Genomic DNA, 13,354 nt, shown 5'->3' with positions numbered 1-13,354 from the left:
CTTTTATCGGGAACCTGCAGGGGTGTCAAGTGCAATCTGTCCCCTCTTTGTGGAAATGTGTCCGGCAGGTGTTGCGAATTCCGTCTCTGGTCCCGGTTTTGGCGGCGGGACGGGTCTTCTGCCTTGGATCAGTGACCGATTCGGTGGCCGTCGTTTGTCCTTTCTGTTTTTTGGTGTGGGGGCCTGTCTGGGAGGAACCCTGCTTCTCCTTTCTCTCTGGGTGACCGGTAGCGGTTGGGGGATGGTATTCTTGTGCGTCTGGATCGGATTTTTTGGAATCGGATGGTACAGCTTGTTTCTGGTTCAGGTGGCAGAATCCACAGTATAGGGGACATCGGGACAGGCGGTGGGGTTCGCACTGACTGTCAACCAAGTGGGAATCGTGCAGGCCCCGGCGGCTTTCGGCTGGCTGGCGGATACCGGAGGAGCGGGGGTGGCCTGGAAGGTGGTGGCCGCCGGTTTGCTGGGTGCACTTCTGTTGTTGGGGAAAAGTGTATTCCGTCGTCGAAAGGCTCCGATACAGGTGGAGCGATCATAGATGATATAGAACCGGATTAGAAGCGTTGTGAAAAAACCGTTCACAGGGAGGGTTGGGTGTCACATGGAGCGTCTTTCAGAACTTTGGCGCCGAAATGTGAAACCCAATCCCGGCCATTCAAGGACGTACTAAATCCCAACGTATCCAGCACCCACCCGGAATTTTTTTGTTTTCCGGGAAGGAAAAACGGAAGGGAGGATGAAATATAATATAGTGCAAACGATTTATCTGAATACTTAAGGTAAAGAATCTGTTTTTTTATCTCATTTGTGCAAACGATTGCATTTTAAAAGGGGGTTGATCATGTTGAAGTGGAAAAAGTGGATGTCCCTGTCTATGGCGGGGGTGGTGGCTGTCAGTCTGTTGGCAGGCTGCGGTCCTCAGCGGGATGGCGGCACCACCGCAAAAGAAGGGGGCAAGGAAGAGAAGCCAAAACAGCTGGTGATCTGGGAGAACAAGGATGCCAACCATCTGAAACACACCCGTAAAATGGCAAAAGAGTATGAAAAGAAGACAGGGATCCAGGTGAAGGTGATCGATGTGGACATCTTGAAACAGCAGGAGAAGCTGACCCTGGACGGCCCCAACGGCAAAGGGCCCGATGTGGTCACCTGGCCCCATGACCGGATCGGGGAGGCGGTGATCAAAGGTTTGATCCAACCGATCGAGGTGGAGGAGGAGGTGACAGATCAGTATAACGAGTCCACCATTCAGGCGATGCAATATGACGGCCAGCTCTACGGCCTGCCCCGCAACACCGAGAGCATCGCCCTTTTGTACAACAAGGCGCTGATGAAGCAACCTCCCAAAACCTTCGAGGAACTGATCGATTTTGCCAAGAAGAACACCGATCCCGCTAAAAAGAAGTATGGCTTGCTCTTTGAAGGGGAGAACTTCTACTATGACTATTTTGTCCTGGATGCCTTCGGCGGATATGTGTTCAAGGAGCTGGACGGCAAGCTGGATCCTGCGGACATCGGCTTGAACAACAGCGGTGCCAAAAGAGGGTTGCAGATGATCGGATCCTGGTATGAAGACAAGTTGCTCCCACCGGGATTGAAAGATGACACCGTCAACGGCCTTTTTAAGGAAGGCAAGGTGGCGGCAGTTATCAACGGACCCTGGGCGGTGAAGGATTACCGGGATGCCGGCATCGATGTGGGGGTGGCTCCCATCCCGAAATTGAACGGCAAAGATCCCCGCACCTTTATCGGAGTGAAAGGGTTGTATATTTCAGCCTATTCCAAAAACAAATACTGGGCGACGGATTTTCTTCAGTTCCTGACTGGAAAGGAAGCGTTGCAAGATCGGTTTAAGACCACGGGGGAGATCCCTTCCCGTAAGGATCTTTTGGAGGCTCCAATCGTGAAGGATGATCCGCTGGTGGCCGGGTTTGCCGGGCAGGCGGCCCAGGGTACCCCCATGCCCAACATCCCGGAAATGGGGCAGGTTTGGGATCCTATCGCCAATGCGATCACCTTTGTGGCCAAGGGGAAACAAAAGCCCGAGCAAGCCCTGGATGACGCGGTGAAGCAGATCGAAGAACAGATCAAAACACAAAAACAGTGATCGGAGTTCAGGCGGGTGCGGACCCAGACGGGCTCCGCGCTCTCTGTTTCTTTCATCGGGGAGGGAGGTTTTACAATCGTGGCAACTGACGCAAAACTCACGATGCAACCGGAGCGCCCTTCCTCGTTCCACCGCCGGAGAGCGGCGTTGTTGTCGATCCTGGTGATGGGACTGGGGCAGATTTATAACCGTCAATGGTGGAAAGGCTTCTCCTTTCTGATTGCGGAGATCGCTTTCCTCATCGCTTCCTTCGATTTTCTCAATATCGGGTTATGGGGGATTGTTACCCTGGGTACGGAACCCTTCCTCGACCATTCGGTTTTGCTGTTGGCTCAGGGAATCATTGCGGTGATCCTGATCATCTTCGGGCTGGGGTTTTATGCCCTCAATATTCGGGATGCCTATCGGGTCGGCAGGATGAGAGACCGGGGTGAGAACCCTCCCACCCTTCGGGAGACTTATCGGATGATCACCGATAAGGGCTATCCCTATCTGTTGGTGACGCCAGGTTTGATTCTGCTCACCTTTGTGGTGGTCTTTCCGATCCTGTTCACGGTGGCGATCGCCTTTACCAACTATGATCTCTACCATTCCCCTCCGGCGAAGTTGGTGGACTGGGTCGGTTTTTCCAACTTCGTGGGGATGTTCCAGTCCCCCCTGTGGCAAAACTCCTTTATCAGTGTTTTCTCCTGGACCATCGTCTGGACGTTGGTGGCCACGACCCTTCAGTTTGCTTTGGGGTTGATCCTGGCGGTGTTGATTCATCAGAAGGGAGTCCGGTTCAAGAAGTTTTTCCGGACGGTGTTGATCTTGCCTTGGGCGGTTCCTTCCTTTGTCTCTATCCTGGTTTTTTCCGGGATGTTTGATGACAACTTCGGTCCGGTCAACACCATGCTGCAGAACATCGGTGTCGGGGAGATTCCCTGGATGACCGATCCGATGTGGACACGCGTCGCCCTGCTCCTGGTCCAGATCTGGCTGGGTTTTCCTTTCAGCCTGGCTCTCTGTGCCGGGGTGTTGCAAGGTATCTCCTCTGATCTCTACGAGGCGGCGGAGATGGACGGGGCGACCGCCTTCCAGAAATTCCGCCGGATTACGCTGCCGCTGGTGCTGTATGCAACGGCTCCGGTGCTGATCACCCAGTACGCTTTCAATTTCAACAATCTCAATGTGATCTACTTGTTCAACCAGGGGAAACCGGCGGTACCCGGACAGAGTGCCGGGGGTACCGATATCCTGATCACCTGGGTGTACAAACTCACCTTTGACACCCACAAATACAACTATGCTGCCGCAGTCACACTGATCATGTCGTTGGTGTTGATGCTGGTCTCCCTCTACCAGTTCCGTAAAACTCGAGCATTTCAGGAAGAGGATTTGATCCAATGAAGAAACAGTCTTGGGCATCCCGGATCGGTTTAATTGTTACGTATCTGATTCTGGTATTGATGGTTGTAGTCACCCTTTTTCCTATTCTGTGGATCATCGGGGCCTCCTTTAATCCGGGGACGAGTCTCTTTTCCAGCTCCATGATTCCGGAGAAGGCGACAGTGAAGCACTATGTCTGGTTGTTCACCAGTCCGGACAGCCATTACTTCTCCTGGTACGGCAATACGTTGAAGATTTCTCTGATCAACGCTTCCCTGTCAGTGCTGCTGACAGCAGGGACAGCCTACGCCTTTTCCCGCTACAAGTTTGCCGGACGGAAGCACGGGTTGATCACCTTCCTGCTTCTGCAGATGTTTCCGCCGACGATGGCGATGGTGGCCTTTTATGTGCTCCTGAACATGGTGAATTTGCTGGACACCCATCTGGGACTGATTCTGATCTATGCCGGGACCCAGATCCCATTTAACACCTGGCTGGTGAAGGGTTATTTTGACACGATCCCCAGGGGCTTGGACGAAGCGGCCAAACTGGATGGAGCGGGACACAACACGGTTTTCTTCCGAATTATGTTGCCGCTGGCCAAGCCGATTATCGCCGTGGTTGCCCTGTTTAACTTCATCATGCCGATGGGGGATTTTCTGTTGCCGCAGATTATCCTGACTAGCCCGGAAAATCAGACGCTGGCAGTGGGTCTGTTCGGGTTTATCAATGAACAGTTCGGCCAGAACTTCACCCGCTTTGCCGCCGGCTCTGTCTTGATCGCCCTCCCGATTGCCGCATTTTTCCTGTTCTTGCAAAGGTATTTTGTCTCGGGTCTGGCCGCCGGCGCGACCAAGGGTTGAGAAAGGAGAACTGCCCATGTTGTTGGAAGCGATCGATCACCGACCGGAGCCTCCCTTTGCCTATCCTGTGGAACGGGAAAAACTTCAAGTGCGAATCCGGATGAAAAAGGGAGAGCGGATCCAGTGCCGGGTGGTGTACGGGGATCGATATGACCCTGAGGAGGATCGGAAAGAGGAGAAACTGGAGTGGGTCGCCGCCGATGAGCGTTTTGATTGGTATGAGGGCTCCATCCCGGTTCCCACCCGTCGGGTGCGCTACGTTTTCCGGTTGGAGGGAAAAGGGTGTACCCTCTGGTATGGAGAGAAAGGAATCACTCCGAAGCGGACACGGGCGGGAGTGTTCCAGTACCCCTATATCCATGTGGAAGAGGTGATCCGGGTACCGGATTGGGCCCGGGACGCAGTGGTCTATCAGATCTTTCCCGATCGGTTTGCCAAGGGGGATCCGGATCGGGATCCAGAGGGGGTGATGCCTTGGAGTGCCGATACCCGGCCGCAATCGGACAGTTTCTACGGAGGAGACCTGCGGGGAATCATCGACCGGATGCCTTATCTGGCGGATCTGGGGGTAAATCTCCTCTATCTTACTCCGGTGTTTTCGTCTCCCTCCAACCACAAGTATGATACGGAGGATTATTACCGGATCGACCCTCATTTCGGAGATGTGGAGATTTGCAGAGAGATGGTGGAGACGGCCCATCGCTATGGGATCCGCGTCCTGTTTGACGCGGTGTTCAATCATTGCGGAGCGGGATTCTTCGCCTTCCGGGATGTCCGGGAGAAGGGGGAGTCCTCCTTGTATAAGGACTGGTTCCGGATCCGGGACTTCCCTGTGGTGATGGAACCGGAACCCAACTATGAAACTTTTGCACAAAACATCTCCGGGATGCCCAAGCTGATGACGCATCGTGCAGAGGTGCAGGACTATTTTCTGGAGGTGGCCGAGCATTGGATCCGGGAGGTGGGGATCGACGGCTGGCGTCTCGATGTGGCCAACGAGGTGGATCCGGAATTTTGGCGGGCTTTTCGCAGACGGGTGAAGAGCATCCGTCCCGAGTCACTGATCGTGGGGGAGATTTGGCATGATGCCGGTCCGTGGCTGCGGGGAGATCAGTTTGATTCGGTGATGAACTATCCCTTTCGGGAGGCGGTTCTCTCCTTTTTTGCCACCGGGGAGCTGGATGCGGAAGAGTTTGACGCCCGCCTGAGCGCCGCCCGGATGGCGGTGCCGGAACCGGTGGCCTTCGCCATGTTCAACCTGCTGAGCTCCCATGACACGGAACGCTTCTTCACCCTCTGCAACGGGGAGAGTCAGCGACTCCGACTGGCCCTGTTATTCCAGATGACTTATCCGGGCATCCCGATGCTCTATTACGGGGATGAAATTGGGATGCAGGGAGGGGCTGATCCCGACTGTCGTCGTCCCATGATATGGGAGGAGGAAAAACAGGATCGGGAACTGCTCGCCTATGTCCGGAAGTTGACAGCGATCCGGAGGAAGTGTGCTCCCCTGCGGAGGGGCGCATTCAGAACCTGGTCTGCCGACGGAGAGAAGGGGTTGTATGCTTTTTTGCGCCGGCATTGCGAGGAGAGCGTGGGGGTGGTTCTCAACAACAGCTACGGGCGGCAAAAATGGGTGCTGGATGCATCTGCCTGGGAAGAAGGATCGGTTTTGATCGATGCGCTCACCGGGAACTGGTACCCGGTTCAAGGAGGTGTCGTCACTCTTTCCCTTAAGGGGAAGGAGGGAATGATTCTGGTTGAGACTTCCTGGTATGAAGAAGATTTATGACGGTAGAAGGTTGTGAAAAGGTTGTCATGGGGAGGATTGGGTTTCACATGGAGTGATTTTGAATCGTAAGAACAGCGAAAAGGTCATGTGAAACCCACTCCCGACCCACCCGGCTAGCACAAATTCACAATGCTTCTAGTCTAGTAGTTAGTGGATATCAAAGCAAACAGGAGCGGATGGGATTGGAGAAAAAGCCGTACTTGATCGACGGGGTGACCGGAAACGCCAAGATGCTGGCAACCTATGGGAAGGACGGGCAGCTCCACCGGTTGTGGTGGCCCCGGGTGGACGGTCCGCAGCATGTGGATCAGATGTTGATGGGAATACTTCTGCCCGGGATCACGGAGGAGGTCCGCTGGACCCATGGGGAAGAGTGGACTCACCGGCAGTCCTATGTGGGAGATTCCGCCCTCCTGCGGACACAAAGTCGCCATCAACCAACCGGAGTCGAGGTGACCTGCGAAGATTTCGCTGTCCGGGGGGAGGATGTGTTGGTACGGGACATCACGGTGACCAACTGCTCGGACCGTCCCCTTCCGGTGCGGTTTCTTTGGTACTCTTCCATGGCGATGATGGAGAGCCGGCTGTACAACAGCGTCGCCTTCGACCGGAAGGGGGAAGCCCTCGTCCATTTCCGACACCGGTATGCTTGTGCTATTGGAGCGGACCGTCCCGTGTCCGGATTCCAGGCGGGGAATGCCCAGGCAGTTGTCGGAAGAGGAGAGTTAACTGGGACGGAGATTGCGATGGAGACCGAAGGGGCCCTCTCTTGGGAGCTGGGGGAGCTGCCACCGGGGGGAGAATTCCGTTTGCCGCTTTTCTTGGCTTTCGGCGACGGGGTAGATGCGGCGCTGGTTTGTCTGAACCAAGCCCGGGAACAAGGGGTAGACCGGATGCGGGAGAGGACACTCGCCTATTGGCGGGAATATCTGTCCCGGGCCAAACCCGTGCAGACCGGGGAGGAAGAGATCGACCGGCTCTACCGGCGCTCCCTGATCGTGTTTAAGTTGATGAGTGATGAGCGTTACGGCAGTCTGATCGCTGCCCCCGAGTTTGATGAGAGCTTCAGCCAGTGCGGGGGGTATGCTTACTGTTGGGGTCGGGATGCCGCCTATATCGCCACGGCGATCGACCGGGCGGGGTATCACGAGATGGTCCGAGATTTTTATCGTTGGACGGTGACCGCTCAGAGCCCCGATGGCTCTTGGCAACAGCGCCACTTCCTGGACGGCCGTCTCGCTCCCCATTGGGGACTGCAGATTGATGAACCAGGCTCCATTCTGTGGGGGATGTGGCAACATTACCTGGAAACGGAGGATCGATCTTTTCTGGAGGAAATGTGGACCGCGATCCGGAAAGGAGCCGACTTCCTCGTCGGATTTATCGATCCGGAGACGGGATTGCCCTACCCCAGCCGGGACCTGTGGGAGGAGCGGGATGGGGAGCACACCTACTCGGCGGCGGCGGTGTATGGCGGCTTGACCGCAGCGGCAGCAACGGCCCGGGAGCTGGGGTACGGAGAGGAAGCGAAGCGTTGGTCCAATGTGGCTTCCTCCCTTCAGGCCGCCGCTGACCGGCTCTTGTGGAATCCGGAGCGAAACTCCTTTCTTCGCGGGGTGAAACTGGCCGTCTCCCGGGAGGAATACGAAGTCGCCCGTGCCAGAGGCATCCAGACAATTTCGGAGACTGATGACAAAGGATACACAACCCACCGTCTGTGGGCCGATCCCGTGATCGATGTCAGTCTTCTCGGAGTCAACATCCCCTTTGAACTCTTTGATCTAAGCGACCCGCGGGTGAGACAGACTGCCGCCGCCGTCGAGAAGGCCCTCGGCCAAAGTCCTGTCGGCGGGATCCAACGTTATGAACAGGACCCCTATATCGGGGGCAACCCCTGGATTCTGACCACCTTGTGGTTGGCTCAGTATAAGTTTAAAGCCGGTGATGTGGCGGGTGGGGAGAAACTTCTTCGCTGGGCGGTGGAACATCGCACCTCCCTGGATCTGTTGCCGGAGCAGGTGGACAAACAGACCGGCCGACCCGCCTGGGTGGTCCCCCTGACTTGGTCCCACGCCATGCTGGTGCTGACAGTGTTGGACTGGATTGAGGCGAGGGAGAAACCGGCGGGAACAAAAATGGAGATGGTGGATTGAAAAAAGGTCGGCCTGAGGGCCGCCTTTTTTCTTTTTCTGCGAGGCGGGTCTGCGGTATGGGGGAGAATCCCCAGGATACTCTGTGGGATCATAAGTTTTTTATCCATAAGAAGCAGGGCAAACAGAGGGCACAAGTCTCGCCATGTCACTCCGTTTCAGGTCTCGCTAGGGCCTTGTTGTAAGGGATTGTGTGGCCGTCCCACCATCGGGAGGTTTTTCGTCAAGAGAGTGAAGGATGTGTTAAACTGAAGCGGGTGACATCTACCCGCAAAAGAGTGTCGGAAACCCACCACTCTTAAAAAAACACTAGGGGACCGAAAAGCATATCTACCACCTCCATGGATCGGGAGAAGTTGATCCCAGAGGTCTTTTCCATGTCCCCCTTTAATTGAAAGGGGTTTTTTCATGAAGTTCAGTATACCCGATCGGGTGCAACGGCTGGGAGTGGACATCGGTCGGCACGAGCTCCGCTATCATCGGAAGCGCGTGGCCGTCACTCGGGAGTTCACCTTTGATGCCGCCCACCACTTACATCTCTACAAAGGAAAATGCAAGAGCCTTCACGGTCACACCTACCGGCTGGTGATCACCATCAGCGGGTTTGTTGACGAAATCGGGATTGCCGTTGATTTCGGGGAAATCAAAAGGATGTACAAGGAGGAAGTCGAAGCCCGGCTGGATCACCGTTATCTGAATGAAGTCCTCCCTAACATGAACACCTCCGCGGAAAACATGATCGTTTGGATCTGGGAGGTGTTGGATGACCGGCTGGAGCAGGATGGATGGAAAAAACGGGGGCACCGTCTGGAAGAGTTGGTCCTCTATGAGACACCCACCAGCCGGGCCACGATGAAAAGGGAGTGGATGGAAGCGGAGGACTTCGATGAATAATTGGGAACTGCCGCAACCGGAGGAATATCGAGCCTGGAAACTTCCGATGGTGGAGATCTTTGAAACGGTAGAAGGAGAAGGAAGCGCGGCGGGCTATCCCACCGTCTTTATCCGGGTGTTTCACTGTAATCTCCGCTGCACCTGGTGTGACACCCCCTACAGCTATGCCCCCGCCCAACCGGAGTTTGAGGCGACGATTCAAGAGATTTTGGAGCGGGTGAGGAGTTATCCGAGCCGGAGAATCTGTCTGACGGGTGGGGAGCCGCTGATGCACCGCGAGAAATCGGCTGCCTTGTTGGCCGCCCTCGCCGATTTGAATCAGGTGGAGGACGTCCATGTGGAGACCAACGGGGCGATTAACCTAGCTCCCTTCAGCCGTCTTCGCAGGGAAGGTGGGGAGCAGTGGGAAAAAATCCGTTTCATCATGGATTACAAGCTGCCCGCTTCCGGGGAGGAGCACCGTATGGTGCGGGACAATTTCCGGGTGTTGACTGATCGGGACGAGGTCAAGTTTGTCATCGGGGATCAAGAGGATTTCCGTGCTGCCGTCCGTGTGGTGCAGGAGTGCCATCGGGAGGGGCAGATTCTCTTCAGTCCGGTGTTTGAAAACTTGCCTCCGAGAAAGTTGGTCGAATGGGTGTTGGAGGAGCCTTTGCCCCAGGCGAAAGTAAGCTTGCAACTTCATAAATGGATCTGGGATCCCGCGGAAAGGGGTGTCTGAAAACATGGATGAAAAAGCGGTGGTGGTGCTGAGCGGTGGGTTGGATAGTACCACCTGCATGGGGTTGGCACAGGAGGCTGGTTATGAACTGTATCCCCTCACTTTTCATTATGGGCAACGCCACTACCGTGAGGTGGAACAAGCCCGGAAAGTGGCGAAGCATTTCGGGGTGAAGGAACATCGGGTGGTGGACATGGGCTTTCTGAGTCAGATCGGCGGGAGCGCGCTTACGGATGACAAGCTGGAAGTGCCGGTTCCCGACGGCTCGGGAGAGGAGATCCCCTCCACCTATGTCCCGGCCCGCAACCTCATTTTTCTCTCCCTGGCCACCGCCTACGCGGAGGTGATCGGTGCTGTGAAAGTCTATATCGGTGTGTCGGCGGTGGATTACAGCGGTTATCCTGACTGTAGGCCGGAATTTATCCGGAGCATGGAGGAGACCGTCCGCCGTGGAACAAAAGCGGGGGTGAATGGAAATCCGATTCGCCTGGAAGCGCCGTTACTCCATCTCTCCAAAGGGGAAACGATCCGGGAAGGCCTACGGTTGCAAGTTCCTTACCACTTGACCACCTCCTGTTATCGGGGGAATGAAGTGGCTTGCGGTCTCTGTGACAGCTGTCGCCTTCGACTGAAAGGGTTTCGCGATGTCGGGGCAGTGGATCCGATCCCCTATGCGCAACACTTGGAAGAAAGAAGAGGATAAAGCCATCACATCGCCATGATCAACTTGCAGCCAATCATTTGGAACTCTTCCGAAATCCTTCGGAACGGCCCAGCGGTGCGGAGGGTGCCTGTTGGGCTTTGTTGGGACCGGATATCCGCTTTGTGGAAAGCTTTTACGATGTGGAGCAGGCTGCGAAAGGGATCGAAAGATCCAGGGCACCCTATGCTGATGATTTTGCAGCTCACATCCGCAATCCGCCCTTGGAGGGGCCATGAATTTTCATGTGCTTCGATCGTCTGGTGAGTCCTACAGTTTCGAATGATCTGCAACAGGAAGTGATTCTCCACCAGTGCTCAAGTGCTACCGGAGTCCCTTCACTTACCTAACCGTCCTGCCGGATTGGATCCTCTTTGTGAGAGGGTAATGTCAGGACACCTCAATGATTCTGAAGCGATGATCCATGTCTGTGAGAACTTTTGGAAAGGGGGGCGCTTTCTTTTCTTGGACATTCATCCCATTCATGTCTACGGTCTGACAGAGACTTACGGTCCCCACACCGTCTGCAAATGGCAGGAACATTGGGATGAACTTCCCGTGAATGAACAGGCGCTCCTGATCTCCCGTCAGGGACAAGCCTATGTTACGGCGGAACGCGCCCGGGTGGTGGATGCCGAACTGAAGGATGTGCCACAGGACGGCAAAACGATCAGGGAAGTGGTCATGCAAGGCAATCTGGTGGCCAAGGGATACTACAACGATCCGGAAGCCACGGAAAAGGCTTTTGCCGGCGGTTGGTTTCATTCTGGAGATTTGGGTGTCTGGCATCCCGGTGGATATATAGAATTAAAAGACCGTTCTATGGATGTAATCATCTCTGGCGGCGAAAATATCTCCTCCATCGAAGTGGAACACACCATTGCGCAGCACCCGGCGGTCTATGAGGTTGCTGTGGTGGCCATCTCCCATGAAAAATGGGGGGAACGTCCGAAGGCCTTTATCTCTCTGAAACCGGGAGAGCAAGTGACGGAACAGGAAATCATCCGGTTTTGCCGCGACCGTCTGGCTCATTTCAAATGTCCCGATCAGGTGGAGATCGGTGAACTCCCGAAAACGTCTACGGGGAAAGTGCAAAAATTTGTGTTGCGGGAAAAGGAATGGGCTCATCAGGTGAATCGCAACCATTGAAAAAAAGAGTCTCCATGAACGGATGGAGACTCTTTTCACATTTGCAGAGCGTATCGAAAGCTGGCGGCCACCTGGGGGAAATCGTTTACTTCCAGGGTGCGGGGGTCCAGGAAGAGGCGGTTTTGGAAGACCCGGCCCACCACTGGCACCGGTGCTTGGCGCAGGCGGTACTCCAGTTGGGTGAGGGACATCTTTTGTGGAGTGATAGCGACACAGTGAGTGGGGAGCTCCACACCGGGCAAGGAACCGCCGCCCACCTCGGAACGGGCGGGCACGGTTTCGATCCGGAGAACGTCCCCGGTTGTCTCCCGGATCATGCCGGCCAGCTGTTCCGCCGCTGACTTCAGTTCCCCTTCTTCCTTCAGAATCTGGCGCAGGGTGGGAATCTTCTGTGCCGCTTCCTCGGGATTCAAGTAGTGGCGCAGAGTCGCTTCCAGGGCGGCCAGAGTGAATTTGTCGACGCGGAGAGAGCGGGTCAATTGGTTCTTTTTCAACCGATCGATCCAGACTTTCTTTCCGACAATGATTCCGGCCTGGGGACCGCCCAACAGCTTATCCCCACTGAAGCTGAGGAGATCCGTCCCTTCTTCCAGGCACTCCCGGACCGTGGGTTCATCCCCGATGCCGTGTGCTTTCAAGTCATAGAGGATCCCGCTGCCCAAATCCTCAAAGAAGGGGATGCTCCACTTCCAGGCCAGCGTCGCCAGCTGTTGCCGGGAGGCTTCCTCGGTGAAACCGATGATTCGGAAGTTGCTGGTGTGCACTTTCATCAGCATTCCCGTCTCATCTGTCAGGGCTTGTTCGTAGTCTTGGATCCGGGTTTTGTTGGTGGTGCCCACCTCCACCAGCCGGCCGCCGCTTTCCCGCATAATCTCAGACACTCGAAAGGAGCCGCCGATCTCCACCAGTTGCCCCCGGGAGACGATCACTTCTTTTCCCTTGGCCAAGGCCTGCAACACGTGAAAGACGGCGGCGGCGTTATTGTTTACCACCATGGCGGCTTCCGCCCCGGTGAGGCGGCAGAGGAGCTCCTCAACATGGTCATAGCGGGAGCCCCGGCCCCCTTCTTCCAGCCTGAACTCCAGGTTGCTGGCGGAGCGGGCCACCTGCCGGATCGCCTCCGTCGCCGCCTCACTTAACACAGCCCGACCCAGGTTGGTGTGGAGAACCACTCCGCTCCCGTTGAGGACGGGGCGGAGCCGGGGCTCCGTCAGCCGGTGAAGGGAGTCCACGGCCCGGGCAACCAGTTCACTTGCAGATGGATGGGGAGCTGTGGGATTCTCCAGGATCTCCCGCCTGCCCATGGCGATCGCCTCCCCCACCGCCTGGGCAACCCACCCCCGGGGCAGACGCTTCAGCCACGGGGTGAGCTCCTTCCGTTTCAATAACTCATGAACCGCCGGCAACCGGCGCAAGGCTTCTCGTTGTGGATCTGTCAGCATCGGGTTCAACCTCTCGGTGCAAAGGTACTTTCATCATAGACGATGGTATGTGCATGTGCAAAGGTGGTGCAAAAAAGAAATGTACTGTTACCCAGTCGGAACCATCCCAGTACTGAATTTCATAGCTTTGAATCAGTTGCCGAAATCTTTGCATTTGATTAATACATT

The 13,354-nt window shown here is 55.6% G+C and carries 13 protein-coding genes and 1 pseudogene; 13 read left to right on the top strand and 1 reads right to left on the bottom strand.

The genetic code is table 11. The features are described from left to right. The first annotated feature begins 22 nt into the window (after positions 1-22). The 13 genes and pseudogenes from IEV46_RS02815 to IEV46_RS02760 all read left to right on the top strand — a co-directional run bounded on the left by IEV46_RS02815 (position 23) and on the right by IEV46_RS02760 (position 11,744). Positions 23-328 carry a hypothetical protein gene (locus tag IEV46_RS02815; protein WP_188429678.1) on the top strand — a complete coding sequence of 102 codons (306 nt, stop codon included), beginning with the start codon at positions 23-25 and terminating at the stop codon, positions 326-328. Positions 329-346: 18 nt separating this feature from the next. After that, positions 347-538 carry a hypothetical protein gene (locus tag IEV46_RS02810; RefSeq protein ID WP_188429676.1) on the top strand — a complete coding sequence of 64 codons (192 nt, stop codon included), beginning with the start codon at positions 347-349 and terminating at the stop codon, positions 536-538. A 303-nt stretch (positions 539-841) separates the two neighbouring features. Further along, positions 842-2,107, top strand: coding sequence for an extracellular solute-binding protein (locus IEV46_RS02805; RefSeq protein WP_188429674.1), 1,266 nt, complete (start codon positions 842-844; stop codon positions 2,105-2,107). A gap of 102 nt (positions 2,108-2,209) precedes the next feature. Continuing rightward, positions 2,210-3,496, top strand: coding sequence for a sugar ABC transporter permease (locus IEV46_RS02800; protein WP_188430314.1), 1,287 nt, complete (start codon positions 2,210-2,212; stop codon positions 3,494-3,496). After that, positions 3,493-4,338, top strand: coding sequence for a sugar ABC transporter permease (locus IEV46_RS02795; protein ID WP_188429672.1), 846 nt, complete (start codon positions 3,493-3,495; stop codon positions 4,336-4,338). Before IEV46_RS02800 ends, IEV46_RS02795 begins: the two co-directional genes overlap by 4 nt. A 16-nt stretch (positions 4,339-4,354) precedes the next feature. Further along, a complete protein-coding gene (locus tag IEV46_RS02790; RefSeq protein ID WP_188429670.1) occupies positions 4,355-6,130 on the top strand; it encodes a glycoside hydrolase family 13 protein in 1,776 nt (591 codons plus the stop codon). A 176-nt stretch (positions 6,131-6,306) separates the two neighbouring features. After that, complete coding sequence (locus IEV46_RS02785) at positions 6,307-8,283, top strand: glycoside hydrolase family 15 protein (protein WP_188429668.1); 1,977 nt, start codon at positions 6,307-6,309, stop codon at positions 8,281-8,283. 405 nt (positions 8,284-8,688) lie between these two features. Further along, positions 8,689-9,174, top strand: a complete 486-nt coding sequence (queD, locus tag IEV46_RS02780; RefSeq protein ID WP_188429666.1) for a 6-carboxytetrahydropterin synthase QueD — start codon at positions 8,689-8,691, stop codon at positions 9,172-9,174. After that, complete coding sequence (locus IEV46_RS02775; protein WP_188429664.1) at positions 9,167-9,895, top strand: 7-carboxy-7-deazaguanine synthase QueE; 729 nt, start codon at positions 9,167-9,169, stop codon at positions 9,893-9,895. Before queD ends, IEV46_RS02775 begins: the two co-directional genes overlap by 8 nt. A 4-nt stretch (positions 9,896-9,899) precedes the next feature. Then, positions 9,900-10,598 (top strand): 7-cyano-7-deazaguanine synthase QueC, encoded by a 699-nt coding sequence (gene queC, locus IEV46_RS02770; protein ID WP_188429662.1) that lies wholly within the window; start codon positions 9,900-9,902, stop codon positions 10,596-10,598. Positions 10,599-10,696: 98 nt separating this feature from the next. Next, the gene (locus IEV46_RS02765) at positions 10,697-10,834 is read left to right on the top strand and encodes a hypothetical protein (RefSeq protein WP_188429660.1); all 138 of its coding nucleotides are present in this window, start codon (positions 10,697-10,699) and stop codon (positions 10,832-10,834) included. A gap of 76 nt (positions 10,835-10,910) precedes the next feature. Further along, positions 10,911-11,033, top strand: a pseudogene (locus IEV46_RS18570) (kanamycin nucleotidyltransferase C-terminal domain-containing protein); the annotation flags it as partial. A 27-nt stretch (positions 11,034-11,060) separates the two neighbouring features. Then, the gene (locus IEV46_RS02760; RefSeq protein WP_229735874.1) at positions 11,061-11,744 is read left to right on the top strand and encodes an AMP-binding enzyme; all 684 of its coding nucleotides are present in this window, start codon (positions 11,061-11,063) and stop codon (positions 11,742-11,744) included. Between the two features lie 35 nt (positions 11,745-11,779). Here IEV46_RS02760 and selA read toward each other — a convergent pair whose 3' ends face one another. Then, positions 11,780-13,186 (bottom strand): L-seryl-tRNA(Sec) selenium transferase, encoded by a 1,407-nt coding sequence (gene selA, locus IEV46_RS02755; protein ID WP_188429658.1) that lies wholly within the window; start codon positions 13,184-13,186, stop codon positions 11,780-11,782. Positions 13,187-13,354 lie beyond the last annotated feature (168 nt).

This window comes from Kroppenstedtia guangzhouensis, assembly GCF_014637345.1.
GTDB classification, from domain to species: domain Bacteria; phylum Bacillota; class Bacilli; order Thermoactinomycetales; family DSM-45169; genus Kroppenstedtia; species Kroppenstedtia guangzhouensis.
The sequence above is the reverse complement of the archived record's forward strand: the minus strand, read 5'-3'. Positions and strand labels throughout refer to the sequence as shown.

Excerpts from the sequence above, each read along its gene's own strand:
- IEV46_RS02805 (WP_188429674.1), top strand. The coding sequence starts at position 842 with ATGTTGAAGTGGAAAAAGTGGATGTCCCTGTCTATGGCGGGGGTGGTG.
- IEV46_RS02800 (WP_188430314.1), top strand. The coding sequence starts at position 2,210 with ATGCAACCGGAGCGCCCTTCCTCGTTCCACCGCCGGAGAGCGGCGTTG.
- IEV46_RS02795 (WP_188429672.1), top strand. The coding sequence starts at position 3,493 with ATGAAGAAACAGTCTTGGGCATCCCGGATCGGTTTAATTGTTACGTAT.
- IEV46_RS02790 (WP_188429670.1), top strand. The coding sequence starts at position 4,355 with ATGTTGTTGGAAGCGATCGATCACCGACCGGAGCCTCCCTTTGCCTAT.
- IEV46_RS02785 (WP_188429668.1), top strand. The coding sequence starts at position 6,307 with ATGGGATTGGAGAAAAAGCCGTACTTGATCGACGGGGTGACCGGAAAC.
- queD (WP_188429666.1), top strand. The coding sequence starts at position 8,689 with ATGAAGTTCAGTATACCCGATCGGGTGCAACGGCTGGGAGTGGACATC.
- IEV46_RS02775 (WP_188429664.1), top strand. The coding sequence starts at position 9,167 with ATGAATAATTGGGAACTGCCGCAACCGGAGGAATATCGAGCCTGGAAA.
- queC (WP_188429662.1), top strand. The coding sequence starts at position 9,900 with ATGGATGAAAAAGCGGTGGTGGTGCTGAGCGGTGGGTTGGATAGTACC.
- selA (WP_188429658.1), bottom strand. The coding sequence starts at position 13,186 with ATGCTGACAGATCCACAACGAGAAGCCTTGCGCCGGTTGCCGGCGGTT.